This is a genomic window from Mesorhizobium sp. Root554, from assembly GCF_001427025.1.
Taxonomy (GTDB): domain Bacteria; phylum Pseudomonadota; class Alphaproteobacteria; order Rhizobiales; family Rhizobiaceae; genus Mesorhizobium.
This window is the reverse complement of the sequence record NZ_LMGA01000001.1, coordinates 607044-633652: the sequence shown is the minus strand read 5'-3', so window position 1 is coordinate 633652 and position 26609 is coordinate 607044. Positions and strand designations below refer to the sequence as shown.

General features: G+C 63.5%; 31 protein-coding genes and 2 pseudogenes. 13 read left to right on the top strand and 20 right to left on the bottom strand.

Features of this window, described 5'->3' with window-relative positions; genetic code table 11:
• Positions 1–416: 416 nt before the first annotated feature.
• A complete protein-coding gene (locus tag ASD44_RS03045) occupies positions 417–1127 on the top strand; it encodes a hypothetical protein (protein ID WP_244478714.1) in 711 nt (236 codons plus the stop codon).
• Positions 1128–1305: 178 nt separating this feature from the next.
• Positions 1306–1752 carry a hypothetical protein gene (locus ASD44_RS03040; protein ID WP_156459753.1) on the top strand — a complete coding sequence of 149 codons (447 nt, stop codon included), beginning with the start codon at positions 1306–1308 and terminating at the stop codon, positions 1750–1752.
• 53 nt (positions 1753–1805) lie between these two features.
• Here ASD44_RS03040 and ASD44_RS03035 read toward each other — a convergent pair whose 3' ends face one another.
• Positions 1806–3023, bottom strand: coding sequence for an MFS transporter (locus tag ASD44_RS03035; protein WP_056108617.1), 1218 nt, complete (start codon positions 3021–3023; stop codon positions 1806–1808).
• Between the two features lie 255 nt (positions 3024–3278).
• Here ASD44_RS03035 and ASD44_RS03030 point away from each other — a divergent pair, with 255 nt between their 5' ends.
• Positions 3279–3461 carry a DUF1508 domain-containing protein gene (locus tag ASD44_RS03030; protein WP_056108614.1) on the top strand — a complete coding sequence of 61 codons (183 nt, stop codon included), beginning with the start codon at positions 3279–3281 and terminating at the stop codon, positions 3459–3461.
• Positions 3462–3497: 36 nt separating this feature from the next.
• On the opposite strand, the gene yghU is transcribed toward ASD44_RS03030, so the two are convergent.
• Positions 3498–4364 (bottom strand): glutathione-dependent disulfide-bond oxidoreductase, encoded by an 867-nt coding sequence (gene yghU / locus ASD44_RS03025; protein ID WP_056108611.1) that lies wholly within the window; start codon positions 4362–4364, stop codon positions 3498–3500.
• A 263-nt stretch (positions 4365–4627) separates the two neighbouring features.
• On the opposite strand from yghU, the gene ASD44_RS18660 reads away from it, so the two are divergent.
• Positions 4628–4981, top strand: a complete 354-nt coding sequence (locus ASD44_RS18660) for a GMC oxidoreductase (protein ID WP_056108606.1) — start codon at positions 4628–4630, stop codon at positions 4979–4981.
• A gap of 4 nt (positions 4982–4985) precedes the next feature.
• Here the strand turns inward: ASD44_RS18660 and ASD44_RS03015 are convergent, their stop codons facing one another.
• From ASD44_RS03015 to ASD44_RS18905, 8 genes are all read right to left on the bottom strand, one after another.
• Positions 4986–6020, bottom strand: coding sequence for a GH25 family lysozyme (locus tag ASD44_RS03015; protein ID WP_056108603.1), 1035 nt, complete (start codon positions 6018–6020; stop codon positions 4986–4988).
• A 278-nt stretch (positions 6021–6298) separates the two neighbouring features.
• Complete coding sequence (locus ASD44_RS03010) at positions 6299–6493, bottom strand: hypothetical protein (RefSeq protein ID WP_056108601.1); 195 nt, start codon at positions 6491–6493, stop codon at positions 6299–6301.
• A gap of 242 nt (positions 6494–6735) precedes the next feature.
• Complete coding sequence (locus tag ASD44_RS03005) at positions 6736–7767, bottom strand: isopenicillin N synthase family oxygenase (protein WP_056108598.1); 1032 nt, start codon at positions 7765–7767, stop codon at positions 6736–6738.
• Positions 7768–7983: 216 nt separating this feature from the next.
• A complete protein-coding gene (locus ASD44_RS03000; protein WP_056108595.1) occupies positions 7984–8382 on the bottom strand; it encodes a GFA family protein in 399 nt (132 codons plus the stop codon).
• Between the two features lie 150 nt (positions 8383–8532).
• Positions 8533–9018, bottom strand: coding sequence for an SRPBCC family protein (locus ASD44_RS02995; RefSeq protein ID WP_056108592.1), 486 nt, complete (start codon positions 9016–9018; stop codon positions 8533–8535).
• A gap of 117 nt (positions 9019–9135) precedes the next feature.
• A complete protein-coding gene (locus ASD44_RS02990; protein ID WP_056108589.1) occupies positions 9136–9384 on the bottom strand; it encodes a ParB N-terminal domain-containing protein in 249 nt (82 codons plus the stop codon).
• Between the two features lie 88 nt (positions 9385–9472).
• The gene (locus tag ASD44_RS02985) at positions 9473–10540 is read right to left on the bottom strand and encodes an aldo/keto reductase (protein ID WP_056108587.1); all 1068 of its coding nucleotides are present in this window, start codon (positions 10538–10540) and stop codon (positions 9473–9475) included.
• 105 nt (positions 10541–10645) lie between these two features.
• Complete coding sequence (locus ASD44_RS18905) at positions 10646–10924, bottom strand: hypothetical protein (RefSeq protein WP_310180901.1); 279 nt, start codon at positions 10922–10924, stop codon at positions 10646–10648.
• Between the two features lie 430 nt (positions 10925–11354).
• Here ASD44_RS18905 and ASD44_RS18555 point away from each other — a divergent pair, with 430 nt between their 5' ends.
• Both ASD44_RS18555 and ASD44_RS02975 read left to right on the top strand, forming a co-directional pair.
• On the top strand, positions 11355–11519 hold the full coding sequence (locus ASD44_RS18555) for a hypothetical protein (protein ID WP_156459752.1): 165 nt from the start codon (positions 11355–11357) through the stop codon (positions 11517–11519).
• A 109-nt stretch (positions 11520–11628) separates the two neighbouring features.
• Positions 11629–12669, top strand: coding sequence for a DUF1176 domain-containing protein (locus ASD44_RS02975; protein WP_244478712.1), 1041 nt, complete (start codon positions 11629–11631; stop codon positions 12667–12669).
• Between the two features lie 10 nt (positions 12670–12679).
• Here the strand turns inward: ASD44_RS02975 and ASD44_RS02970 are convergent, their stop codons facing one another.
• The 8 genes and pseudogenes from ASD44_RS02970 to ASD44_RS02940 all read right to left on the bottom strand — a co-directional run bounded on the left by ASD44_RS02970 (position 12680) and on the right by ASD44_RS02940 (position 19049).
• Positions 12680–13540, bottom strand: coding sequence for an alpha/beta hydrolase (locus ASD44_RS02970; protein ID WP_244478808.1), 861 nt, complete (start codon positions 13538–13540; stop codon positions 12680–12682).
• Between the two features lie 98 nt (positions 13541–13638).
• Positions 13639–14189, bottom strand: a pseudogene (locus ASD44_RS18655) (nucleotidyltransferase family protein); the annotation flags it as partial.
• Position 14190: 1 nt separating this feature from the next.
• Positions 14191–15193: pseudogene (locus tag ASD44_RS18650) on the bottom strand (molybdopterin-binding protein); the annotation flags it as partial.
• 41 nt (positions 15194–15234) lie between these two features.
• Positions 15235–15939: an XdhC family protein gene (locus tag ASD44_RS02960; protein WP_056108578.1), complete on the bottom strand. Its 705-nt coding sequence runs from the start codon at positions 15937–15939 to the stop codon at positions 15235–15237.
• A 31-nt stretch (positions 15940–15970) separates the two neighbouring features.
• Entirely contained in the window at positions 15971–16309 is a 339-nt protein-coding gene (locus ASD44_RS02955; RefSeq protein WP_056108576.1) for an XdhC family protein, read from the bottom strand.
• Between the two features lie 32 nt (positions 16310–16341).
• Positions 16342–17589: a VWA domain-containing protein gene (locus tag ASD44_RS02950; protein WP_056108573.1), complete on the bottom strand. Its 1248-nt coding sequence runs from the start codon at positions 17587–17589 to the stop codon at positions 16342–16344.
• Between the two features lie 4 nt (positions 17590–17593).
• On the bottom strand, positions 17594–18526 hold the full coding sequence (locus ASD44_RS02945; RefSeq protein ID WP_056108569.1) for a MoxR family ATPase: 933 nt from the start codon (positions 18524–18526) through the stop codon (positions 17594–17596).
• Positions 18527–18554: 28 nt separating this feature from the next.
• Entirely contained in the window at positions 18555–19049 is a 495-nt protein-coding gene (locus tag ASD44_RS02940) for a flavin reductase (RefSeq protein WP_056115329.1), read from the bottom strand.
• 166 nt (positions 19050–19215) lie between these two features.
• On the opposite strand from ASD44_RS02940, the gene ASD44_RS02935 reads away from it, so the two are divergent.
• Positions 19216–20283: a branched-chain amino acid ABC transporter substrate-binding protein gene (locus ASD44_RS02935; protein WP_056108566.1), complete on the top strand. Its 1068-nt coding sequence runs from the start codon at positions 19216–19218 to the stop codon at positions 20281–20283.
• Entirely contained in the window at positions 20283–21290 is a 1008-nt protein-coding gene (locus ASD44_RS02930) for a P1 family peptidase (RefSeq protein ID WP_056108564.1), read from the top strand. The genes ASD44_RS02935 and ASD44_RS02930 overlap by 1 nt, the downstream gene beginning before the upstream one ends.
• Before the next feature lie 15 nt (positions 21291–21305).
• Here the strand turns inward: ASD44_RS02930 and ASD44_RS02925 are convergent, their stop codons facing one another.
• On the bottom strand, positions 21306–21563 hold the full coding sequence (locus ASD44_RS02925) for a DUF2171 domain-containing protein (RefSeq protein ID WP_056108561.1): 258 nt from the start codon (positions 21561–21563) through the stop codon (positions 21306–21308).
• A 127-nt stretch (positions 21564–21690) separates the two neighbouring features.
• Between ASD44_RS02925 and ASD44_RS02920 the strand changes: the two genes are divergently transcribed.
• The 4 genes from ASD44_RS02920 to ASD44_RS02905 all read left to right on the top strand — a co-directional run bounded on the left by ASD44_RS02920 (position 21691) and on the right by ASD44_RS02905 (position 24892).
• A complete protein-coding gene (locus ASD44_RS02920) occupies positions 21691–22413 on the top strand; it encodes a DUF2259 domain-containing protein (protein WP_056108558.1) in 723 nt (240 codons plus the stop codon).
• A 59-nt stretch (positions 22414–22472) separates the two neighbouring features.
• The gene (locus ASD44_RS02915; RefSeq protein WP_056108556.1) at positions 22473–22949 is read left to right on the top strand and encodes a hypothetical protein; all 477 of its coding nucleotides are present in this window, start codon (positions 22473–22475) and stop codon (positions 22947–22949) included.
• 63 nt (positions 22950–23012) lie between these two features.
• Entirely contained in the window at positions 23013–24320 is a 1308-nt protein-coding gene (purB, locus tag ASD44_RS02910) for an adenylosuccinate lyase (RefSeq protein WP_056108553.1), read from the top strand.
• Positions 24320–24892, top strand: coding sequence for an alpha/beta hydrolase (locus ASD44_RS02905; RefSeq protein ID WP_056108549.1), 573 nt, complete (start codon positions 24320–24322; stop codon positions 24890–24892). Before purB ends, ASD44_RS02905 begins: the two co-directional genes overlap by 1 nt.
• Here the strand turns inward: ASD44_RS02905 and ASD44_RS02900 are convergent.
• Positions 24889–25698: a VOC family protein gene (locus ASD44_RS02900; RefSeq protein WP_056115326.1), complete on the bottom strand. Its 810-nt coding sequence runs from the start codon at positions 25696–25698 to the stop codon at positions 24889–24891. The genes ASD44_RS02905 and ASD44_RS02900 overlap by 4 nt on opposite strands.
• Before the next feature lie 201 nt (positions 25699–25899).
• Here ASD44_RS02900 and ASD44_RS02895 point away from each other — a divergent pair, with 201 nt between their 5' ends.
• Positions 25900–26448, top strand: coding sequence for an alpha/beta hydrolase (locus ASD44_RS02895; protein WP_056115323.1), 549 nt, complete (start codon positions 25900–25902; stop codon positions 26446–26448).
• The last annotated feature ends 161 nt before the right edge of the window (positions 26449–26609 follow it).

Genomic DNA, 26609 nt, shown 5'->3' with positions numbered 1-26609 from the left:
AATCTTCGCCGCGCTCGTACTTGCTAATCTGTTGCCAAGTGACTCCTATGTGATCGCCGACATGCTGCTGCGTTTTGTTCGCGGCTCGACGCCTGAGCGCGAGTTCTCTACCAATGGTACGATCACGTTCGTTTGGTGTCTGGCGCGACATGGTTTTTAACACGCTTTGGTTGCGTGAATAATAGTTTCAGCCAGAGCGTGCTATCTAGCGATTCCAAGTTGTTATTTTAAATGCGCATGCAATCTCAAGTTATCATTCTGGGGTGTGCGCAATATTTCAAATGGCGATAAAAACAAGTATTTGACCGCCTTCCTCCCCCATCGCCTTTCCGCCCTCCCCATGCATACTGCGCCGATAGTCCACCCCCGAGGCATGACCATTGCGCAATTTCGATTTCAGATCCTGGCAGAGCATTTTGACGACATTGGTGGGGCTGGCGCTGTTCACGCTCATCAGCATCGGCATCCGGCTGTTGATGATGTTCACCATCCAGCAGCGGCGCGAGCGCATGAACCGGCAGATCAACGAGCGGCTGCGCACGCTGATTGCCGCCTACAAGGTGCTGGGCGGCTCGTTCACCGGCAATCTCTCCGTCGACCCGACGCATCTGCGCGACGTGCGCCTGCGCAGCCGGGCCGCCGCTTCCGGCAAGGCTGAAACGGAAGGCGGCCTCGACGCGAGCGGCGCCGATGACGAGACGGAGGTCGGCGATGCCGCCGACGAAGGTTCGGAGCGCCAGCGCCGCATCCGCGACGCGGTGGAGGCGGCGCTCTCCGACATCATCCTGCTCGGCACCGAGGAGCAGGTGCGGCTGGCCCAGCGGGCGGTCGGCGAACTGGTGGCCGGGCGGCGGGTCGAAACGCACGATCTTGTCGTGTCGCTGCGCGACTTCATCCGCGTCGCGCTCGACCTCGCGCCGGTGCCCGCCGACCTGCCTATGCCGCGCCAGGGCCCGGCGCGGCCTTCGTCCGGCTCGGGCCGAGGAGGTGGGCGCGGCGAAGGCGGCAATGCCGGCGGAGGCCGAGGTGGCGGAGCCGGCGGCGGCATGGGTGGTGGCATGGGCGGGGGCGGCATGGGCTCCGCCGACGACGCGGGCGGCACTTCGCCCGCGGGACATCACCTCTAGAACCGAACAACGATCCTGCGTTCCACTTCGCTCCACTTGCCCGAGGATGACGATTGGTAACCGGAGGGCGACCCAAAAATCTATCCACCTCCCCTCCACCGTCCGCACAATGCCCGCGCCAGCACGGAAAGGAGGCGCGACGGTGGGGTGGAATACGGAGACGGGCGGGACCTGGCTGTTGCGCATCGCAGCGCTGCTGGTTTCGCTCGCCGATCTGGCCGATCAGGCCTCGCGCCGCTCCCGGTTCGTGCGCCGCCGCGTGCTCGCGGCCATAAGTCCTGCTGAGGAAGCCGCGTATCGCTGCGTTGCCGACGCGGCGCGCGCATTCGGCGCGCCCGTCCCCGCCAACGCCATCGTCGCCGCCGGCGACTGGATGGCCACCTCCAGTGATGGCGATGATCCCGACGACGCCATGCGCCTTGCGCTGCGATTGCGGGCGCTGGCGGCCGCGCTTGTGCTCATGCAAGCCGCCGGCCGCGACCGCTTCGAGCCCGGCGCAAACGCTGCGCGCCCCATCACGGCGCGGGTGCAAGCGCGGCACGCCCCGGTTGCTTCAACCGGCAGGCGGAGCCTGCGGATATTGAAGCCGCCCAATCCGCCGCGATGTCTGCGGTTTTTCCCTTAATGCTCTGACAACTTCACCCTCCGGGACTGCCCCGGCGGGATCGCATCCGCGCGTCATGCAGCCACCAGCCGGCCCTCAGCCTTGGGGAACGGCCTGAACATGATGGCGATGAGGAAGGCGGCGAGGCCGATGCCCCAGGAGCCGATGTACAGCCATGCGTAGCCGTCGAGATTGTCGTAGATCAGCCCGCCCACCAGCGGCCCGGTCGACATGCCGAGGCTGCCGGCCATGGCGGTGCCGCCGATGACTGTGCCCATCATGCGCATCGGGAAGTTTTCGCGCAGGATGACCGCGTAGAGCGGCATGACGCCGGCATAGATGAAGCCGACAAGGGCTGCGACCGCGTAGAAACCGCCGAGCTGGCTGACGAAGACATAGGCAAGCACGCCGAACGCCTGCGCAAACAGCCCGGCCACCAGCACGCGCTGGGCGCCGAAGCGGTCGCCCATGACGCCGAAGCCGATACGGCCGAACATGCCGGCAAGGCCCTCGACGCTGTAGATGGAGACCGCCGCGATCATCGGGATGCCGCAGGTCACCGCATAGCTGACCGTGTGGAAGATCGGGCCGGAATGGGTGGCGCAGCAGAAGAAGTTCGCCACCAGAAGGGTGATGAACTGCGGCGAGCGGATTGCCTGCCTGACCGTCATGGCCGATCCCGGGCCGGCCTGCGGACCGGCCTCGCCGGTCATCTCGGGCTCGTCGGCGGCGGGCGGGCGGCGCACCAGCAATGCCGTCGGGATCATGACGATGGCGGCGATGCAGGCGATGATCAGCATCGAGGTTCGCCAGTCGTAGACGGACACCAGCCAGGCGGCGAGCGGCGCCATGGTCATCGGCGCCATGCCCATGCCGGCCGAGACCAGCGAGACGGCGAGGCTGCGCCGGGTGTCGAACCAGCCGGTGACGCAGGCCATCATCGGCGCGAAGACGGCGGCGGTGGCGGCCCCGACCAACAGGCCGAAGAGGAGTTGGAACTGGATCAGCGAGCTGGCCTGGCTGGCCAGCGCCAGGCTGCCGGAAAGGATAACCGATCCGGCCAGCACCACCGGGCGCGCGCCAAAGCGGTCGGACAGATTGCCCCACACCATGCTGGCGCCGGCCATGGCCAGGAAGCCGATGGTCATGGCGGTGGAGATGCCGGTCACCGACCAGCCGGTCTCGCGCGACATGGGCAACAGGAAAACGGGCAGCGAAAACATCGCGCCGATGGCGACGCATCCCAGCACGCCACCTGCCGCGACGATCACCCAACGATAGGAATGGTTCATGATGGTCTCCGGAGTTCGAACCTGTCGGCAGGGCCCCCCTTTCAGGCGTCACCATACCGCTCGCGCTCCAAGGACGTGCGGGCTCCGACGGAACCGACAATCCGGTTGCATTTTTTAATTGGTTTTTTGGGAGGAGTGCCTACCGCAGCGATCCGACAACCTTCCAATCGATTTATACAATCCGGGGGTTGTACTCAATTCGTGGGAATCCCAGCCCGACTCACCGTACTCCTCAATTCCTAATGGAGGACTACAATGGCTAGTTGCAAGGACGGGAATGGCGACACCTGGGAAATCTATTATGCGAACGACGGCTGGCGCTGGCGGCGGACAGCCGCCAACGGTCGGATCGTCGGATCTTCAAGCCAAGGCTATTCGAACAGGCAGGATTGCATCGACAACGCTCGCCGGAATGGGATGACCTGCAATCCAACCTGATCGTAGCTCTACAAGGCAGTCGGACGGACTTGAGGGTTACTCCGCCGCGACTTTGTCCTGCGTCTTCGTCTCGAAATCGCCGGCGTCGTGGCGTTCGCGCAGCTGCGTCGATGGCTCGCCCTGGACCCGGTTGACCATGCGGCCGCGCTTCACCGCCGGACGCTCGGCAAGCTGGTCGGCCCAGCGGATGACGTTCTTGTACTCGTGCACCGACAGGAACTCGCCGGCGCCGTACTGCAGGCCCTTGGCCATGCCGCCATACCAGGGCCAGATCGCCATGTCGGCGATGGTGTATTGCGAGCCGGAGACGAACTCGTTATCGGCCAGGCGGCGGTCCAGCACGTCGAGCTGGCGCTTGGTCTCCATCGCATAGCGGTTGATGGCGTATTCGATCTTCTCCGGCGCATAGGCATAGAAATGGCCGAAGCCGCCGCCGACGAACGGCGCCGAGCCCATCTGCCAGAACAGCCAGGACAGCGTCTCGGCGCGCGCCGGCTGCTCCGTCGGCAGGAAGGCGGCGAACTTTTCAGCCAGATGCATCAGGATGGCGCCGGATTCGAAGACGCGGATCGGCGTCGGGCCGCTGCGGTCCATCAACGCCGGGATCTTGGAGTTCGGGTTGATTTCGACGAAGCCCGAGCCGAACTGGTCGCCCTCGTTGATCCGGATCAGCCAGGCGTCGTATTCGGCCCCCTTGTGGCCCGCCGCCAGCAGCTCCTCCAGCATGATCGTGACCTTCTGGCCATTCGGCGTGCCGAGCGAATAGAGCTGGAACGGATGCTTGCCGACCGGCAGTTCCTTGTCGTGGGTCGGCCCGGCAATAGGCCGATTGATGTTGGCGAACTGGCCGCCGGAAGCCTTTTCCCAGGTCCAGACTTTCGGCGGCGTATAGGCATCGGTCATCTTGTGCTCTCCGGATGATGGCTCAGGTCTTGCAGATAGGTGACGCATGGCCCAAGCGCCACCGCCGTTCGGACCCAACCAATGGTCCAGACGATGGCTTCCCTGCCGGCCGCGCTCTCTCTCTTTTCGTATCAATTGATGAGACGCGTCTCAACCACTGGTACATTGGCCAAGCCCGTGTAGACTGTTACCAAGACTCGGTGAGGACCTGCTTCGGCAGGGTGGAAGTTGGTTTTCGTGACGGATCAGCCAATGCGGAATGCATGGAGGCCCGCGCCGTCGGGCTTTTCTGTTTCAAGCCGGCAGCGGCGGCGGATACGGATTGCTGGGCGGTTTGCCCGGAATTTCCCAACGGCAATTCCAACCTTGCCGCGCATGAGTTCTGGAATTTCGTTTCCTCCGGCTGCTTCCTCGATGCCCATATCTGGGTGCCTTGCGTGACGACATCGGAGACTGCCGGAAACGGTGTGTTCGACGCGAACCTCAAAACGCACGCGCTTGCCAACCTCTATGGCTGCGACGCATCCGTGTTCCCCCACGCGGCGGCGGCGAACCCGACGCTCACGATCGGCGCGCTGGCGCTGCGACTTGCCGACCATCTGGCAGCACAGCCGTAGGGCCTCAGTTGGCGTCGGCCACGATCTCGCCGCCGCTCAGCCAGCCGCGCCATTCGCGCTCGTCGCCGTTGAAGACGTTCAGGTCGATGCGGCCCCTGACCCCATGCGACAACCCCGATCCGGAATACTGCCAGAATACCCATCTGCGGCCGGGATAAACCTTGGCCGGGTGGCGGGCGACCGACCGCAGCCAGAACGGATAGTCCAGGAATGCGCCCTTGAGGTTGTCGGCATAGAAATCGGGCGCGGTGTAGATGATCGGGCGCTGGCCGTAGTGGCGTTCCAGCCTGTCCATGAAGACCTGCATCTTCTCGATCACCGTGGCGCGGGAGGGGCGGCGCTTGCAGCTCGACTGATGGTTCCATTCCACGTCGATGACCGGCGGCAGAGCGCCGTCAACCTTGGGCACGTTGCGAATGAACCAGTCGGCCTGCGAACTGGCGGTGCGGCACCAGTAGAAGAAGTGGTAAGCGCCGCGGCGAAGGCCCGCGGCAGAGGCGCCGCGCCAGTTCTCGCGGAACATCGGGTCGATGTGGTCGCCGCCGTCGGTGGCTTTGATATAGGCGAAGTTGGCGCCTTGGCTGCGCAGCTTCCGCCAGTCGATGTCGCCCTGCCAGCGCGACACATCGACACCGTGAACCGCCAGGTTTTTCGGCGAAGCCTTGCCGAAATTGATCGGCTTGGCGTCCCGGAAGCGGCGCTCGTTGACGATGATCTCGTCGATCAGCGCCCTGGACGCGACCGCCGGCTTTGCGCGCGGGACAAGCGCGGCCATCTGAACCGGCTCGGCTTCCGACACGAGATCATCCGGTTCCGGTCCAGCGAGGGCGGCCATCGGCAGATCGGGCCTGGAGACGACTGGCATTGGCGAAGAGGCCGTCTCGACGGGCGCATCGGGGCGGACCGGGCGGGTGATGGAACTGGTCACCTCATGAGAGGGACGCGGCATCATGTCTTCGAGACCGGAGCTCGACGTGCAGCCGGCGCCGGTCAGGCCAAGACAAACGAGAAGGATGGCGGTAACGCCTGACGAACGCATCTGAACCCTGTACGCACTACAAAACAGGCCGGCGACAGACTGCGCCGGAGACGAACGTCATTTATGAACGGGAAATTACCAACAAAGTTTGAATCAAATGCGATTCATGACGCCGGCTTGGTGAATGCCGGGTTAACGGGCAATTATTGCGTTGTTATCGCAAAACAATTTTCTGAAAATCCGACAAGAAAAGATCGCCGAGCCCAAAAGACCGGCGATCCGTTTACAAACCAAGGACCGGAGAGACGCCCCGGCCGCTGGCAAAGAACGCCCGGCAATCAAAGCCCCTTGCAGCGCCCGCGGCAGGTTTCGGCGAGCATATAGGCGGGCGGAAGCGAGGGATCCTGCTCGCGGTCGCGCACACGCTTGAGCAGCCAGCGCACCTCTTCCGGCCGGACACTGTCGCGCGCCATGACCATCTGGATCATCGGATCGCTCAACAACTCGTCCAGGGTCTGTGTGCCCTCGTTCATGTTCGCCTCCTCGATGGCTTGCCCGCCGCCCCTTTAGATAGGGTTGCAATCATGGCTCGCCAATGATCGTTCGGCGGCTATCGTGTGGCATTTGCAGGAAAAATTATGCTGCGTCGCAGCAATATTTGACCGAAACGCAAGGCACTCTGCCCGCACCCAAATGGGATTTCGCGGCGCGGTGGCCGCGAACAATTCGCGGCGCCCCCAGAGCGAACCGGAGAAGAAAGCGGGCAGCGTAACGATCAGGCCGGCCATTGCCGGACGGCGAAGCCGGCATCCAGGAGATCGGCGTAGTGACGGCGCGCCACGTCGGGATGCGAGCGCAGGCGGCTTTTCAGCACGTTCAGACCCACGTCGTTAAAGAGAGGGTTGGCAGGATCGCTCGCGGGGCCTCGCGCCTCGGCCGCCAGTTCGAACGGCAGGTCGAGAAGCGGAACGGTGGCGTCGAGACCCGCACCGAAGAAGAACGGTATGGAAAGCCGCTCACCGCCGACAGGCGGACTGACGACCCGATGCACCGTCGCCCGCAGATAACCGTTCGACGCCAGTTCGAGCAGTTCGCCGATGTTGACCACCAATGTGCCAGGCATCGGATCGACGGGAACCCAGGAGCCGTCATATTCGACCTGCAGCCCACGTTCCGCATCCTGCAGCAGAAGGGTCAGAAAGCCACCGTCCTTGTGCGCGCCCACGCCCTGCTCGCCATCGGCATGGTCGTGGCCCGGATAGCGCACGATTTTCATCCGGTGATTGGGCTGATCCGCATGAAGGGCGTCGAAAATATCCTCGGGCTGTTGCAACGCCAGCGCGAAAGCCCTGAGCAGACGAATCGCGACTTCTGTAACAGTGGCCTGCCATGAAAGCAGGGTTGGTTTCAGGCTCGGAAGCGAGGACGGCCATTGATTTGGGCCTGGCAGCCTTGTCCATGCCTGCGCTCCCGGCTGCGGCGGGATAGGCTGCCTCTCGATGCCGATATCGAGTTGCTCGCGCCAGTCCGCCCTGCCCTTCGTCAGTTCGCCTCCGGCTCGGGTATAGCCGCGGAAATGCGGCGAGTTTGCCATTTCGATGGCAAGTTTTTCCGGCTCCGGCAGGTCGAAAAACCTCCGTGCCGCCGACAAGACGTCGTCGACTTGCGTATCGGGGATGCCGTGACCGGAAAGATAGAAGAAGCCGACATCGCGTGCCGCCGATCTCAGGTCGGCGAGGAAGGTTCGGCGCTCGGAACTGCCCTGTTCGAACCGAGCCAGATCGAGCATCGGGATCAACCTGTCCATGCGTATGCGTCCTCCTTCGCTGCCGACGAACCGTATCCTCCTTCGAGACGGTTCTTCCTTCTGGAACCGTCCGAAATCCAACGATGGCATGGGCGAACCGTCCATCAAAGAAACGGACCGGCCAATCGACGCCTCGCTGAGGAACGGCAACGTTCCGACAACCTGAAGATGTGAAAGAAAATACTAAGCGGGCGCAAAGTTCGGGCGGGCGCAAAATCAGGCGGGCGGCGCGCCTTCATATTGCGGCAGGCCGTCGTCGATCGTCACCCAGGGCTGCTTGAAGGCGGTGTAGATGTGCATCTGCGGCCTGAACACGCCCGGGTCGTCGAGAGAGCCGGTGGTGATGCCGATGATGCCGGCGCTGTCGCGGCGGGAGAACATCGTCGTTCCGCATTTCGGACAAAAGCCGCGCTTGAGGTCGGGCGAGGAATTCACCATCGCGACCTCGCCTTGAACGGCCACATCCTTGATCGCAAACAGGACGCGGGCGTTGAACGCAGCGCCGATGGCCTTCTGGCACAGTTGGCAGTGGCAGACGCGCTGGTTGATCGGCTCGCCCTCCGCCTTGTAGCGCACCGCGCCGCACAGGCATCCGCCTTGATATCGTCCAGTCATGTCGTCACACCCTGCTATTGGCTGCACCAAAACTAGCTGGGGCGAGGTAAGCGTCAATTCAAATGCGCTGACGTCGAGATCAGGCAAAGCGATGGATCACAAGAAGCGGCCGCGCGCTTTCAGCCCGGCCGTTTCAGCAAGGTGAAAAGCTCAGAGGCTTTTGGCCAGTTCCTCGAGCTGCTCGGTACATTGGCCCCAGCCTTCATGGAAGCCCATCTTCTCGTGTTGCTCGCGGCCTTCCGCCGTCCAGTGCTTGACGCGGGCGATGTAGCGGGTCTTGCCGCTGCCTTCATCTTCCATCGTCAGGACGACGGTCATGAAGGGCCGCTCGGAAGGCTCCCATGCCTTGGTGAAGGCGTCGGTGAAGACGAGCTTCTCGCCGGGAACGACTTCCAGGTAGAGCCCGGGATTCTCGAACTCGGCGCCGTCCGGTCCGGCCATCACGACCATGCTCGAACCGCCCGCGCGAACGTCCATCTCGGCGCGCGGCGTCGTCCACGGCTTGGGCGCAAACCACCGGGTCACGAGCTTCGGCTCGGTCCAGCAGCGATAGACGTTCTGCCGCGGCGCATCGATGATGCGGGCCAGAACCAGTTCGCGGTCGGAACTGGGCGCGATGTCGAGCTTGGTGGTCATTTGCGTCTCCTCGGGTTGAATTGCTTTCGCGCCTAGGACGCTGGGGCTCTGGCCAGCCCGACAACCCACTGCAAATTTTTCTGCACCGCCCGGAAAGCCGTTACTGCAAAGGAGCGGTTAGTGCCGCTTCGCCTGGACCAGATAGGCGTCAATTGCGGTCTCGCCGAGCCACTTCGCCGCCTCCAGCCGGTGCAAGCCCTCGACAAGTACGTAGCGCTTGCCGTCATGGCGCACCTGGATCGGCGTTTTCATGCCGTTCTCGAGGATATCCTCGGCGAGATGACGGACGGTTTCCGGATGCAGCGTCTTGCGCCGCGCGGTCGGCACATAGATGTCGTTGACGTTGATCCTGTTCACACGCAGCATGGCTCGACCTTGTCCTTTTTTCCGCATCGCGGCGCTGATCGCGCATAATTCATGATGGACGGACCGAGGCGCAAGCCCCGACATCCTGTCAGGGGCAAGGATTGCCGACGCGTTGGTGAATAGCATCCACCGCGGTCTGCATCTCTTCGGTCCACGTTACATCGACAGCGGACAGCGCCAGTTGGAGCTGCGAAAGGTTGGTAGCGCCAACGATAGAAGCCGTGACGAACGGCCGGCTCGCGACATAGGCGCCGGCGAAAAGCGCCGGTTCCATGCCGAAGGAGCGCGCCAGCGTGCTGTATTCGAGCTGTACCTCGGCTGCGTTCGGCGTCTCGTAGCGCTGGCCACGGTTGAACAACCGCGTCCGCGATCCCTCCGGCCGCGCACCGTTGTCGTATTTGCCGGTCAGATAGCCCTGCGCCACCGGGGAATAGGCGAGCAACGAAATCCCCTCCCTGTCGCAGACTTCGGCCAGATTGACCTCGAACGTGCGATTGAGAAGATTGTAGGCGTTCTGAAGCGACACCGGACGCGGGCCAATGCCTTTGTCCGCCTCGGCGACGAAACGCATCACGCCCCAACTGCTGTCATTCGACAGGCCGTAGTGGCGAATCTTGCCGATTTTCACCAGTTCGTCGAAAACCGCCAGCGTCTCGGCAATCGGCACTTCGTCGTCGGGGCCTCCGAAAGCGTCGGCGCGAGGCTTGGTCGAGCCGATGCGGGTCGGGTTGGCACCCCACGGCACCGGCCGGTCGGGCCAGTGGATCTGGTAAATGTCGAGGTAGTCGGTCTGCAACTTGGCCAAGGATTTGTCGACGGCGTCGAAAATGTCGGCGCGGTTGAGCGTCGAAGGCCTGCCGCCGCGAAAATACTCGTTCGCAGTGCGGCCGACGACCTTGGAAGCCAGAACCACCTTGTCGCGGTTGCCCCTGGCCTTCATCCAGCTGCCGATGATGCGTTCCGTTTGCCCTTGCGTGTCGGCTTTGGGCGGGATCGGGTAAAGCTCGGCGGTATCGATGAAATTGACGCCGCGCGAGAAGGCGAGGTCCATCTGCGCGTGGCCTTCTTGTTCGGTGTTCTGCTGGCCCCACGTCATCGAACCGAGGCAGATGCGCGAGACAAGAAGGTCGGTCCGGCCGAGGCGGCTCATTTTCATGGTGTGGCTCCGAGGAAGATGGGCGCGGAAGCGCGGGAGGGAGCCGCATCCTAGCCCAGACGCCGGCCAATCTCCAAGCCGACAAGCCACGCATAGCGGATAGTTTTACCGGCCCTTGGCCGATTCGGCGCGCCGGCGGGCATCATCGATCAGCATGTTGGCGATCTGCATGCGGATGGCGGCGCGCTGGCGCAGGTGCGGCGCGACGCGGTCGGGATGATTGTCGAAAGCGAAGCCGCGACGCAGCCGGTTGAAATCCATATCCGCGACATCGCGATCCAGACCGAGCTCCGCGGCGATGGAATCGGGATCGACCGGCGGCAACCTGTCCTCGGCCGATGCAGGGGCCTCCTCCGCCAGAGCGACCTTCACCTGGTCGAGCAAAGCGGCAAATTCGGCGGAAAGATCCGCGCCGGCCTCGCGGTACTCGGCCGCAGCGGCTTCGCCTGAAACCTTGATGCGACCCGAATGCAGTTCATCGACGACGGAAAGGTAGTCGAACGGGATGGACGGCGCGGCGGCGGTATCCTCGGCCTCCTGCGGGGCAACGAAGAGATCATCAAGGAGGGAGGCAAAATCCCGTTTGGCTTTCGCGCTGATGTCTCTCTCCCCGCAAGGCGCGTCCGTTCAAGCTGAAACATAGGAAAGGCTCGTTAAAAATACATGCGCAGGTTCGGAAAGAGTTTATCGGAACTCCGCACCTGCGAGGCTTGGGCAGATGGCTCACGCATGGCTGCCATGCGAATGGTGCACTGCACAATTGTCATGAATCACCTATATTGACGGTTCGGGAGGAACAACCGGGAGCCTGACTATGGGTTTCTTTACTGAGATGTTCGCCCGCCCGCGTCCGCAGGAGCATGTGCGCTACCGCGCGGCTCTGGCGCTGCTTCATTCAATGAGCAATTCCGACCGGGCAGATATCGGCGTCAAGCCGGCAGATTTTCCCCGCATTGCCCGCGAAATGGCGGTTCGCTAGCCTGTACCAAGGCGTTCGGCTTCGGCTGAGCGCCCGAGGCGGCCTGTCATCGACCGGCCGTATTCCGTGCTAACATCCTCCGGCCGACCGGAGATTCGCGATGAAATGCATGGCTTTCGCCTCAGTAGTGGCAATCACCTTCACCATCGCGCCAGCGGTGTTCGCCGCTGAAACGCCTTATGTCGACAACCGCTCGGATCCCGAGGCGGTTATCCAGTCGTTCTACAATGCCATCAACCGCCGGGAATATGCGCGCGCCTGGGATTATTTCGGCGAGACCAAGCCGGCCAAGGACTTCGACGCCTTCGCAAAAGGCTATGAGGGCACCGCGAGTGTCGAGGTCCAGACCGGCGGGATTGGGGAAGAAGGCGCTGCCGGCAGCATCTATTTCAACGTGCCCGTCGCGATCCGCGCCACCGACAAGGATGGCGGCGAGAAGATATTTGCCGGTTGCTATACGCTGCGCCAGGTCAACGCGACCATCCAGGCGCCGCCGTTCAACCCCATCCATATCGAGAAGGGCGGGCTGAAACCTTCCACCGCCACCACGCTCGACGACGCCCTGCCGGAAAGCTGCGGCGACGGTCCGCAGCCGGTGAAGAAGGATTCGGAGCTCGAACAAGCCAAGAAAGCCTTCGCCGCGAGCTATGGCGAAGGCTGCAATCCCGACGGACCCGGTGGCGAGCCTAGAGGCAACCCGGACCAGTATTCGATCCGCTACAAGGATCCGAATGCATCCGAATCCGATCCGGAGCGCGAAGTGCGCCTGTTCCGCTTCTTCTGCTTCATGGCGGCCTACAATGAGAGCGCTGTCTATTACATGGCCAACGACGTCGAAGGCGTCCGGCAGTTGCAATTCGCCGAGCCGGAACTCGACATCCGCTACGAGAACGGCGACAGCGAAGGCAAGGTCGAGGCCGTGAATGTCACCGGTTTCAAGACCGAGGACGAACTGCTCAATTCCGATTACGACGAGAAGACGCGAACGATCATGTCCTACGCCAAATGGCGCGGCGTCGGCGACGCGTCATCTTCGGCCAGCTACCTGTTTCGCAATGGCGACTTCTCGCTGGTCCAGTACGATGTCGACGCCTCCTACGACGGCGAGATCAACCCGCAGACGGTTGTCGACTACAACACGCCCCCATGAGGATTGCGGCCTAACCTGAAACGGACAGCATCCAGTTCAGCGTTTCACGCCAGTCGACCATGCGGATCGGCGTGCCGTGCGTTCCGGTCTCGAAGCGGACGAATCGCGCGGGGTAGCTGGAAGACTTTGCGAGGATGGAGCGGAAGAACGCTTCCTGGTTCTGCACCGGAAAGACCGGATCCTTGCTGCCCTGCCCAAAGAACACCGGAATGCGCCGCTTGAAGGCTGGGCTGGCGAGGAAGCTTTCGTCCCACAGCGAACCCAATAACAATAACCCGTCCACACGCGCGCCGGTGTCCTGCCGGCCTGCCAGCTTCCAGCACAGCGCGCCGCCCATCGAGCCGCAGGCAACGAAGATTTTCGCTCCAGGCGACGCTTCGGCATAATGGCCGATCAGCGAGGCGATCTGGGCCGCGCCCTTGTCGCTGAAGTCGGAAAAGTCCGGCGATAGATAAAGCCCGCCATTGGCGGCCATCAAATTCTTGATGCGGTTGAAGTTGCCGCCGAAGGTGAAGTCGTCGGCGCCCTGCTTGCGGCTACCGCCCTGCCCGTGCAGGTAGAGCACGATGATGCCCGCTCCGGCTGTGCTGCCCACCGCGACATGGCGGATGTCGCCAGCGTCCGTCTTCAGCATGAGATCCTGCTGCACCTTGCGCACAGCCGTCGAGACGTACTCGCCCTTCACACGGCGCTCGGGCACCTGATCGCGCTCGTTGATGTCACGCAGTTCGCGATAATCGACGACCCGGTAGCGGTCACCCTTTTCGGAAGACAGAACCGCCGGATATGCAAACAGTTCGTCCTTGAACGGCTTCAGCGCATCCGTTGCTTCGGCTGGTGGCGCCAAAGCGACTGTGACGACAATCGACAGAAAACCGGCCAAGAGGGAACGGGATGCGCGCACGCGGAACCTCGACGTTTCGAGCCTCTGTGCTTGGCTTCCCAAAACCTGCCCGTCAAGGGCGGCGTTCAATCCTGCAGCACGCCGCCGGCTTCTTCGAGGACCTCGCGCGTGTCAACATCAAGCCATGCGCCAGCGCCGATCTCGACGTCAATGACGTCGATGCCGGCGTTTTCCACGAGATAGCGGGCGCCGGTATCGCCCTCGAGATGCGCCACGGCCGAGAACAGGCTTCGCGGCAAAAGCACCGGATTTCCGCGCTTGCCGTTGTGCGAAGCACGGACAATGGCAGAACCGCCCGATTTGCGGAACGCTTCGATCAGCCGGTCAAGGTCCCGGGCGGAAATGCCCGGCATGTCGCCCAATACGACAAGCGCGCCGCCCGCATCGGGTGGCAAGGCCGCTATTCCCACCCTGAGCGAAGATGAGAGGCCGTCGGCAAAGTCGGGATTTTCCACGGTTTTCAGGCTCAGGCCGCTCAACGCCGAACCGACACGCTCGTGCTGGTGCCCGACAACTGCCACGGCGCCGGCCACGCCCGCGTCCAACACGCGCTCGGCCGTGCGCGTCACCAGTGGCTTGCCATCGAACAAGGCAAGAAGCTTGTTCGGACCACCCANGTCCCGCGGCCAGCAGCACGGCGTGAACCTTGCGGCCCGCCTGGGCGGGCCGCGGCTCGCGCGGCTGCGGCCGGGTCGGTATCTCCATCAGCAGGCCGCCGACGCCCATGCCGGCGATATCCTTCGACGTGACGTCCAGCCCGGCCACAAGCCGGTCAAGCACCCAGTCGAAACCGTTCTCCTTCGGGCTGCGGGCGCAGCCCGGCGCGCCGATGACATGTTTGCCGCCAAGCGTCCCAACGACAAGAAGGTTGCCGGGATCGACCGGCATACCCGCATGAACGACTGTGCCTCCGGCGCGGTCGATGGCTGCCGGCACGACGTCCTCGAAATCGCTCATGGCCGACGCGCCGAAAATGACGATCATGTCGGTGTCGCGCGCGAGTTCGGTAATCGCTTCGGCCAGGGGAACGGCTTCGTGCGGCGTGCGGCGTTCAGCGGCAACACTGCCGCCCGAACGCGCCAGCCGTGCCTCGGTCACGCGGATCGTCTTGTCCAAAACACTTGGCTTTACGCTGGGCAGCACTGTCTGGACGACGCCGATGCGCATGGGACGATATGCGTTGACCCCAAATATCTCGCCGCCGATACACAGCGCGCGCACCTTGTCGACAAGAGCCAATGGGACAGCGAACGGAATGATCTTGACAGTCGCCACCATCTGCCCGGCGATCACCGGCGCATAGCGCGGCAAGGTGGCGATGGTGATGGCGGGATCGACAGCGTTGATCGCATCGATCTTGGCTGTATCGACGGTAGAGATGCCGGCTTCAAGCGCATGAAGGTTGACCCGGCCCGTTGCTGCGGGCCTGGCGACCACATTGCGGAACGACATGGCGGCGGCAATGGCCGTCGCGGCAGCATCTTCGTCGAGGTCGCCGGGATCGAGAACAGCGACGACGATCTCGGCTATGCCCGCTGCCTTGAGATCAGCAATGTCGACGTCGCTCAGCCGATGCGCCTTGCGCAAGCGTCTCTCGCCCGCCGTGGTCGCGTGCGCCAGAATGGCGCCGGCGGCCTGGTCGATCGGGACAGGCCCGAACTTCACGCCGCCGAGCCCTTCGCTTCAAGACCGCGCGAGCGGAAAGCATGGATGATCTGCGCCAGCACCGCGACGGCGATCTCGGACGGGCTGGCGGCGCCGATATCCAGTCCGATCGGGGCATGGATGCGGGCAACCTGTTCGGCGCTCGCGCCAAGAGCCAGCAGCCGTTCAACCCGTTTGGCGTGCGTCTTTCTGCTGCCCAGCGCACCGATGTAGAAACAACCGGCATCCAGTGCCGACTTCAGCGCGAAATCGTCGATCTTCGGATCGTGGGTGACAGCGGCAATGGCGGTGTAACTGTCGAGTGGCTTGCGGGCGAGCACGTCCTGCGGCCATTCGGCTTCCAGCGAGACATCGGGAAAGCGTTCCGGCGTGGCGAAGGCGGTGCGCGGGTCGATGATCTCGACCGGATAGCCCGCGACCTTGGCCATGGGCGCCAGCGCCTGGCTGATATGGACCGCGCCGATCACCACAAGGCGCGGCTGCGGCAGATGTACGTTGAGGAAGAAGGTTTGTCCGTCTGCCTCGACCGTACCGGAATTGCCGGTGCGGAAGGCCCTTGAAACTGCGGTGCCGAGATCTCCCGTCACAGGCTCTCCCTCGCCGACGAGCCGGCCCGCTCCGCTTGCCAGATCGGTCACGAGCATTGCCGCGCGCCGCTCACGGCGGGCAGCGTTCAAACGTTCGAGCAGGTGTCGTTCCATGTCAATGCACTCGCTGAAAACGCGTCATGTCTCAGCCCAGCGGCTCGACATAAACCTTGATGCGGCCGCCGCAGGACAGCCCGACCTGCCAGGCCGTTTCATCGGCGACACCGAATTCCAGCATCCGAGGCTTGCCTGTTCCGATCACGTCGGCGGCTTCGGTCACCACAGCGCCTTCGACGCAGCCGCCGGAAACGGAGCCGTGGAAATTACCCTCGGCGTCGATGACGAGATGGCTGCCGACCGGGCGCGGGGCCGAGCCCCAGGTCTCGACTACGGTGGCCAGGGCGACCTCGCGGCCGTCCTTCAGCCAGTTTTCAGCGATGGTCAGCGGATCGCGGGCTTCGTCCAGGGGAACGGGGTTGTCCATGTCGGAACCTCCAATTCAAACAGAATATATGGTCATGCGGCGCGCCTGCCGCCAGCCTCGAGCCAGCGGCGCGGATCGATTGTCGCCGGCGCTTTGCTGCCGAGGGAAGCGCACAGATCGCCAAGCGCCTCGAGATTGTGAACCGAGCGGAATTCGTCGACATAGGGCAGCATGGCCCGCACGCCACGGGCGCGGGCCTCGAAACCGTCGAAGCGCAGCAGCGGGTTGAGCCAGATCAGCCGCCGGCAGGATTTCTGCAACCGTTCCATCTCCTGCGAGAGGCCAGCGGTATCGTCCCGCTCCAGTCCGTCAGTGATCAAAAGCACAATGGCGCCCTGCCCCAGCACGCGGCGCGACCACAGGCGGTTGAACTCGGCCAGCGTATCGCCGATGCGGGTGCCGCCGGACCAATCCTTCACCGCGGCAGCAGCGTCCGCCAGCGCCTGATCCGGATCGCGATGGCGCAATTGCCGGCTGAGATTGGTCAGACGCGTGCCGAAAACGAAGGCGTGAACACGCCGGCGCTTCTCACTCAAAGCGTGGAGAAAATGCAGGAAGATGCGGGAATACTGGCTCATCGAACCGGAAATATCCGCCAGCACCACCAGCGGCGGGTGAATTTCGCGCTGCGAGCGAAATTTTGGCAGTATCAGTTCGCCGCCGCTGCGCGCGGCCGCCTGCATCATGGCGCGGGGGTCGATACGACGGCCCTGTCTGTCCGGACGGAAGCGGCGCGTCAGCACCGTGTCGAACGGCAGGCGCAGTTCGGCAATGGCCTTGCGCGCCTGGACGAGTTCGGCCGCGGTCATCTGGGCGAAATCCTTTTCGCGAAGGACTTCGTTGCCCGACACGGTGAGGCGTGCATCGACCTCGACCTCGGGCGTTTCCTGGACTTGCTGATGCTTCTGGTGGCCCTCGAACATCGCCTGGCTGACGCGGTTTTCGGCAGCGCGGAGCTTCTGCTTCTCGCGGTTGTCGGGCGCGACGGGCGAGAACATGGCCAGCATCTTCTCGATCAACTCGCGCGAGCGCCAGAACAGCCGGAACGCCTCATCGAAAGTTGCGTGGTCCTCATGGCGGGTAATCAGCACGGCATGCAGGGTCCAGTAGAAATCGTCGCGCGAGCCGATGCCGGCGGCAAGCACGGCCTCGATGGCGTCCTTCACCGCAGCCGGGCCGACACGCACGCCGGCTTTGCGCAGCGCGCGGGCGAAATAGACGATATTGTCGGCGATGCGGCCGTCTGCTTTAGCGTCAGGAACCGTTGCGACGCTACCCATCGGACTACTCCGCCGCCGCCGACAGCTCGGCCTTCACCTCGTTGAGGATGCGCCGGCCCTCGCCCTCGCCGATGCGGGCGATGTCGTCCTGGTATTTCAGCAGCACGCCGATCGTGTCGGACACGGTTTCGGGATCGAGCGCGACCTTGTCGAGCTCGGTCAGGGCGCCGGCCCAGTCTATGGTCTCAGCCACGCCGGGCGCCTTGAACAGCTCGATCTGGCGCAGCTTCTGGATGAAGGACACAACTTCAGCCGAGAGCCGGCGGTTGGCTTGCGGCACCCTGCGCCGCACGATCTCCAGCTCACGCGCCGCATCGGGATAATCGACCCAGTGGTAGAGACACCGGCGCTTCAGCGCGTCGTGGATCTCCCGCGTGCGGTTGGTGGTGATGATGACGATGGGCGGCTCCTCCGCCTTGATCGTCCCCAGTTCCGGCACAGTCACCTGGAAATCGGAGAGGATTTCCAACAGGAACGCCTCGAAAGCCTCGTCGGTACGGTCGAGTTCATCGATGAGGAACACCGGCGCTGCGCCCGCCGTTCCCGTCAGCGCATCCAGCACCGGGCGGCGGATCAAATATTTCTCGGAAAAGACATTGCGCTCCATGTCGGTGCGGTCGACCTTGCCAGCCGCCTCCTCCATCCGGATCTCGATCATCTGCGCGGCATAGTTCCACTCATAGACCGCCGAGGAGACGTCGAGCCCCTCATAGCACTGCAATCGGATCAGACGGCGGCCAAGCGCCGAGGCGAGCACCTTGGCGATCTCGGTCTTGCCGACGCCGGCCTCGCCTTCCAGGAAAAGCGGACGGCGCATCCGCAGGCTGAGGAACAGGACCGTCGCCAGCGACCTGTCCGCGACATAGTCCGCGCCAGTGAGCAGATCGAGCGTTTCATCAATCGTCTGCGGCACGGCGCGCGGTTTCAATCCGGTCATACCTTCTCCGTGAAAGCTGCCGTCCGTTTCACAGAACGTGGTAGCCGCGGTCGTGATAGATAAGGGGTTTCAAATTAGACCCGATGCGCAGACCTGTCACCTTGCCAAAAAGCACACGATGCGTGGCGAGGTCCTTGGTATCGACCAGTTCGCAATCGAACACAGCGAGCGCATCGGTGAGCGTTGGCGACCCGGTCGAGATCGTGTCCCATTGGGCGAGAGCAAAGCGCTCTTCAGCCGGAAGTCCGGTCAGCCCGGAAAACCCGACCGCCAGGGGTTCGTGATGGGAGGAAAGCGTATTCAGCGCGAAACTGCCGTTCTGGAGGAAAGGCTCGTTCTTCAGATTCTGGCGATTGAGGCACACAAGAATCATCGGCGGCGTGTCGGACACCGAGCAGGCGGCGATGACGGTGGCGCCGCGCCGGCCTGCCGAGCCATCCGTGGTCACCACATGCACATGGCCGGCAAAATGGCTCATCGCATCGCGATAGGCCTGGGGCTCGACATCGTTCTTCTTCAGCACTGCTTCGCCCATTTGTTTGAAACTGCTCGTTATATAAGACCTCATGGTGGACCGGTACAAGTTAACGGTTGGGTGTATCGCAACGAAAATGGCGAGTTGCGCGCGCGCAGACCAGCCTTTAGGTCTGGAAAGCCGGACCACCTTCCGGCATGGAGAGTTTTCCTGTATGCGGCCCCGCACCATCCTTTCTGCAGCATTGACATGGCTGGCGCTTGCCGGCCAGGCGCAGGCGTTGACGGTCGGCGTGGCGGCGCCGCTGTCCGGCTCCTCGGCCCTGCTCGGCACGCAGGTTAAGGATGGCGCGGCGCTTTCGGCCAAATCCGCCGGGGTAGAAATCCGGACGGTTGACGATAGCTGCACGGCGGCGGGCGGCGAGAAGGCCGCGAGGGACCTCATTGGGGCCAAGGTCGATATCGTTATCGGCTTTCTCTGCACGGACGCCATCGAAGCGGCGCTGCCCCTATTTAAGGACGCGCGCATCCCAGTCATCACGGTTGGCGTGCGCGCCGACAGCCTGACCGACCGCCGCGCCAAGACAGGCTGGCCGGTTTTCCGTCTTGGACCGCGCGGCGACGACGAACGAACCGCCGCCGCGTCGATCCTGACCCGTCAATGGCGGGAGAGGCTGTTCGCCATTGTCGACGACGGCACGATCTATGGCCGCGAGATGGCGGAAAGTTTCAGGGCGGCGGCCGAGCAGGCGGCGCTCAAGCCGGTTTTCGTCGATACGTTCCGTCCGGGAATGGACAATCAGGTCGGGCTGGTCGGCCGGCTCAAGAAAGCGGGCGCGACCCATGTCTTCGTTGGTGGCGACCGCGACGATTTGGCGATCATGAGCCGCGATGCCGAAACACTGGAAGCCGGCATGACTTTCGCGGGAGGTGAAACGCTGCGCGCGCCCGAAGGCGAGGTGCCACTCGCCACCGGCACGCTGATGGTCGCCGAACCGGAATGGGCCGATAGTGCCGACAAGACCGCGCTCGACGCCTTTTCCGCCGCGCAGATCATTCCGGAAGGCTATGCGCTGCCTGCCTATGCCGCGGTTGAAATCGCCCGGCAGGCCAACGAAGCCGCCAAGGCGTCCGGCAGGCCGCTCGCGGAAGAGCTGGCGTTGCAGGCCTTCCGCACGGCCATCGGACCGGTGAAATTCGATGAAAAAGGAGATCTCGCGAAAAGCCCTTATCGGCTGTTCCGGTTCGACGGGACGCGGTTCGCGCCGGCGGAGGACGAGTGATGCTCCGTACCGGCCCACGAAACCTCATTACCGACGTGGCTGGCCTTCGAGTGGGCAACGCCGCGGACGCGGCGATCAAATCTGGCGTCACCGCGATCCTATGCGACGAACCGGCGGTCGCCAGTTTCCAGGTGCTGGGCGGCGCGCCCGGCACGCGCGAGACCGACCTTCTGGAACCGCACAATTCGGTCGAGGCAATAAACGCGGTGGTGCTTTCCGGCGGTTCGGCCTTTGGCCTCGACGCCGCTTCCGGGGTACAAGCATTCCTGCGCGAGCAAGGCGTCGGTTTCGAGGTCGGTGGCTTTCGGGTGCCGATCGTGCCGGCAGCGATCCTGTTCGACCTGAAGAATGGCGGCGACAAGAACTGGGGACGTTATCCGCCCTATCGCGAGCTGGGCTATTCGGCAGTGCAATCGGCGGCGTTGGATTTTGAAATCGGCACGGCGGGCGCTGGAACCGGCGCGCTCAGCGCCGGCCTGAAAGGCGGGCTTGGCTCGGCCTCGACCGCGCTGGAAAGCGGCGTCACCATCGGCGCGCTGGCCGCAGTGAACCCGGTGGGCTCGGTGACCGTCGGGCGCAGCCGGCATTTCTGGGCGGCGCCGTTCGAGATCGGCGATGAGTTCGGCGGCCTTGATTATCCCTCGCCAATGCCGCGGGACGCGAGCGACATCCGGTTGAAATTCCGCGACGCAGGGACCGGCGGCAACACCACCATCGCCGTGATCGCCACAGACGCCGTGCTCCCCAAGGCGGCGGCGAAGCGGCTGGCGATTGCCGCGCACGACGGCTTTGCCCGCGCCATCTGGCCCAGCCATACGCCGGCGGACGGCGATCTGGTGTTCGCGCTGGCAACGGGGAAAAGCGGCATCGCGCTTTCGCCCAATGATGCCATCGACCTCTATGCGGCAGCCGGCGCAACCATGGCCCGCGCCATTAGCCGGGGCGTGTTCGCGGCCTCACCGGCTGACGGTGACCTGTTTCCGGCCTGGTCTACCCGCAAGGACTAGCCGGAGCTTCATCATTCAGGTGGGATCGGATTCTTCTTCGATGAATTCATCGACGACGACGTCTGAATTCGCCGAAAGCCGCACCGTATCACCCTCGACTCCGGCGATGAGGCTGGCCGGGATGAAATGGTGGTGCCCCTCATGCGAGCCCTCGCCACTATCCTTTTTCATCAGCTTGATGCGGTCGCCGACGACCCGGTCGACGGTGCCGACATGGAGGCCATCGGCGCCGATCAATTCCATATGTTCGCGAATGCCCGCGGTGTTGCTCATGACGGTTCTCCTTTTGCCAGTCAGAAACGGACGATTCGCCAAATGGATGCATGGCGCAGACAATTCTCGTGCAGTGCCGCGCAGGCTTTGCCATGATATGTGGGTGTCTGCACGCCCGGGGGAAACCATGCGATTCCTATGTCAGTTTGTTGTGACGCTATTGGTGCTGGCCGTGGCCCCAGCGGCGCAAGCAGGCGACGCGGCCAATCTCGAAATCCTCGGCTTCGGCAAGGACGGCAAGGTTTTCGCTTTCGAGGAATACGGCCTGCAGGACGGGTCCGGTTTTCCCTACGCCAACCGCTACTACATTGATGTGGACAGCGATGCGTTCCTTCCCGGAACTCCGGTGCGGGTACGGCTGGACCAGGACGGCGTTTCAGTCGATGGCGCGCGCCAGAGAGCGCGTGAACAGGGCGAGAAAATCGTTCCGGCCAGTGAGCTCGCGGCCAACCGTGGCTTTACCGCTGGCCTGAACCCTGTCACCGAGCTTTCCGCCGATCCGTTTCGGATGTCGGTGAACCCGCGCCCGGTGTTTCCGGCCATCGACCCTCCGCTGGAATTCCGGCTTGAGGAAATCCCGATGGCGGGTGCGGAAGTCTGCAACAGTCTCGGTGACACGAAGGGTTTCCGGCTGCTGCGGGTGGACGACAAGGACGGTGGCAAGACCACGGTGTTGCACGAGGACAAATCGATTCCGAAAAGCCGTGGATGCCCTATGGGCTATGCCCTTGGCGGCGTGCAGACATTGTCGGCCGACTCGCTGACTGCCTATGCGGTGCTGATTTCGGTACGCCAATACGGCTTCGAAGGACCGGACCACCGCTGGATCGCCGTGACCGGGCGACCGTGACAGCAGAAGCCCCGTCGCGACGGCTCAAAAAGGTGCCCCCATCGGGTATCATTTCTTATATGAAGCGCGCGCTGCCGTCGCTGCGGACCGCAGTTTCTGGCGCCATCGTCTGGGCTCTGACGATGGGCGCCAGTGCGCTGGCGCATCTCGTCACAGGTGAGTGGGAAACGGTGGAAAGGATACGCTATCTCGCGCTGCTCTACGCCGCCGGCGGGGCCATCGCCTTTCCCATCGCCCTGTTCGCGGCGCGGCTGCTTTCGCTCGGAAGGCGCGACGAGGTCGCCTTCGCCGCCGCCTTCGTCTGTCTCAGCCTGGGGACGATCGCTGCGACCAGCGCGCTCTTTGCCTTGCAGTACCGGGTCTACTACGCCGAATGGCACGCGCCTGCTTTCTCCGTCATCTGGATTTATCAGCTCGTTTTCACGACGTTGGCGGCGCTTTATCAATTCGCCGTGCTCGGCCTGCGGTTCTTTTTTCCTGTGGCTTTCATCGCGCTGTTCCTGGCCGGCGCCTGGTTTGTCCGCCAGCCGCGTTGAGCATCTTGCCGGCGTCTGGTACGAGGTTTTTTTGAATTTCCCCAAGACGATCAGGACCGACACATGATCCCTCGCTATTCCCGGCCGGAAATGGCCGCACTATGGTCTCCGGAAGCTCGTTTCCGCATCTGGTTCGAGATCGAGGCGCATGCCTGCGACGCGCTTGCCGAACTTGGCGTCATTCCAAAGGAAGCTGCCAGGACGATCTGGGAAAAAGGCGGCGCTGCGACCTTCTCCGTCGATCGCATCGACGAAATCGAAAAGGTGACGAAGCACGACGTCATCGCGTTCCTGACTCACCTTGCCGAGATCGTCGGTCCCGATGCGCGGTTCGTGCATCAGGGCATGACGTCATCCGACGTCGTCGATACCTGCTTTTCCGTGCAGCTCACCCGCGCCAGCGACATTCTGCTCGCCGACCTGGACGGGCTGCTGGCCGCGCTCAAGCGCCGCGCCTTCGAGCACAAGGACACCATCACCATCGGCCGCAGCCACGGCATCCATGGCGAGCCGACGACGTTCGGCGTCAAGCTGGCTGAGGCCTATGCCGAGTTCTCCCGCGCCCGCGAACGGCTGGTGCATGCGCGCGAGGACATCGCCACCTGCGCCATTTCCGGCGCGGTCGGTACCTTCGCCAACATCGACCCTTATGTGGAAGAGCATGTCGCCGAGAAACTCGGCCTGAAGCCGGAGCCGGTTTCCACGCAGGTCATCCCGCGCGACCGCCATGCCATGTTCTTTGCGACGCTGGGCGTCATCGCCTCGTCCATCGAGCGCGTGTCGGTGGAAATCCGGCACCTGCAACGCACGGAAGTGCTGGAAGCGGAGGAGTATTTCTCGCCGGGCCAGAAGGGCTCATCAGCGATGCCGCACAAGCGCAACCCGATCCTGACCGAGAACATGACCGGCCTCGCCCGCATGGTGCGCGCCTACGCCCTGCCCGCGATGGAGAACGTGGCGCTCTGGCATGAGCGCGACATCTCGCACTCATCTGTTGAGCGCATGATCGGCCCTGACGCGACCGTGACGCTCGATTTCGCGCTGGTGCGGCTGACCGGCGTCATCGACAAGCTTCTGGTCTATCCCGACAACATGATGGCGAATCTGAACAAGTTCCGCGGGCTGGTGCATTCGCAGCGCGTGCTGCTCGGCCTCACCCAGGCCGGCGTCAGCCGCGAGGACGCCTACCGGCTGGTGCAGCGCAATGCCATGAAGGTCTGGGAGCAAGGCGCCGATTTCCTTGAGGAATTGCTCGCCGACAAGGAAGTCACGGCAGCGCTGCCCGAGGCTGAAATTCGCGAGAAATTCGATCTCGGCTATCATACCAAGCATGTCGATACGATCTTCAAGCGGGTGTTCGGAGAAGCCTGATGGTTCCAGAAGCCGGAGATTTCGACTTCCTCGCCCTGCCCGGGCGCGGAAACTCCGGACCGGACCATTGGATGTCGCACTGGTGCCGGGCCTTCCCGAATTCCAGCCGCGTGCTGCAGGCGGAATGGGACAGGCCCGACCCGCGCCACTGGATCGCCAGGGTGGACGCGGCGATTGCCGCCGCACCGCGCCGCGTGGTCATCCTGGCGCATTCGCTGTCCGTCGCCACGACGGTGAAGTGGGCGGCAGAAGCGGATGAGGACCGCGTGGACAAGGTGGCGGCCGCCTTTCTGGTCGCGCCGACCAATATCGAAGACCCCGACCCTTCCTTCGACCTGGTGCGGCCATTCGCGCCGATGCCGCTGGCGCCGCTGCCGTTTCCGGCGCTCGTCGTCGCCAGCCGAACCGATCCGCGCGTGACCTTTTCCAAGGCGCATGAATTTGCTTCGGCCTGGGAATGCGCCGTCGCCGACGCAGGCGAACTCGGCCATATGGGCAATGAAGCGAAGCTGGGCGTATGGCCGGAAGGCCTGCTCATGCTTGGCCGGCTGCTGGAACAGGCCAGGCTTTAGGCCGCCCGGTCCGGTACCAGCCGTATCACGGTGCCCCACGGGTCCTGCTTTTCCACTGCCGCCCCGGCCTTATCCGACCGCATCTCCACCCACGACAACCCCGTCCGTGCCGGGTCGCGCCGGCCCGCTCCGGCGCTCTGCCAGGTGTTGGCGCCAATGTGGTGATGATATCCGCCCGAGGACAAAAAGACCGCCTGCGCGCCATATTTCGCAACCGTGTCGAAGCCGAATTCCTTGTGCCAGAAATCCTCCGCCTCGCGCGGATCGCCGACGCGCAGATGGACATGGCCGACGACGGTATTTTCCGGCGCACCGTTCCATGTCGTGCCGGCCGCCTCTGCGATGACGCCGCGCACATCCATGCGCTCGGTCGACATGGCGACTTGCGCGCCGTTCCACAGCCAGTTTTCACGCGGCCGGTCGGCGTAAATCTCGATGCCGTTGCCTTCCGGGTCGGTGAGGTAGAAGGCCTCGCTGACGCGGTGGTCCGACGCGCCTTCTATCGCCAGCTTGTTCGCCATGGCATGGCTCGCCCAGCGGCCGAGATCGGAGCGGCCCGGCAGAAGAAAAGCCGTGTGAAACAGGCCGGCGCCGCGCGGATCGTCGGGCGTTGCGGCGCGGTCCTGCTCCAGCACCAGCAAGGGCCTGCCGGCGGCGCCCAGCGTGATGGTCTCTCCATCGCGGCCAAGTTCCTGCAACCCGACAACGTCGCGGTAATAGGCTGCCAGCGCGTCGGCATCGCGCGCCTTCAGCCCGACGCGTGACACGCTGACCGGGGTGGTCGCGGCAAAGGGCAGTTCGGTCATGGCTATCTCCATCGGTCGGCAAGTGCGCGAACATGGTCCGTTCGCAGAAAACATTTCCGCTTTGACGACATTCCTCCATAAATCGTCGATCGTTATCGTTCACACAAGTCGGGCAAAAGCGAACATCGTGTTCACCGAATGCGACACACGCATCGTTGCCGCGATGTTGCATCGAGCCTTTTGGCTCGCTACATGCGCGCCATGAAAGTCAAGGACACAGATATTCTCATCGTTCCGGGATACACCAATTCCGGCCCCGACCACTGGCAGACGCGCTGGCAGTCGAGGCTGTCGACCGCCCGCAGGGTCGAGCAGGCCGAGTGGTCGAAGCCGGTGCGTGAAGACTGGACGCAGAACGTCGTCAGGGCGGTCAACGAGGCCGAGCGGCCGGTGGTGTTCATCGCGCATTCGCTCGGCATTCCGTCCGTGGTGCAGGCAATCCCGCAATTCACCAAGCCTATCGCCGGCGCGTTTTTCGTGGCGCCGCCAGATGTCGCCAACCCGGACATCCGGCCAAGGCACCTGATGACATTCGGGCCGTATCCGCGCGAGCCGCTGCCGTTTCCGTCGATCACCGTCGCCAGCCGCAATGATCCATACTGCTCGTTCGACGTCGCGGAAGATATCGCCTCAGCCTGGGGTTCGTTGTTTATCGACGCCGGCGAGGCCGGGCATCTCAACGCCGAATCCGGCCATGGACCCTGGCCCGAAGGCTCGATGACCTTCGCGCAGTTCATGACGCGGCTTTAGTATAGCCGCGACGTCATCCCGGAAGTTGGCCGCAGCGTAGCGGAGACCGGCTATCCGGGATCCATTCCGTGACCTGCCAATTCCGGCATGGATCCCGACTCTTGCCTCGCGACCTTGATCTCTTGGCTGCGGCCGGGATGACGAAGAGGTATTAAGCNGCC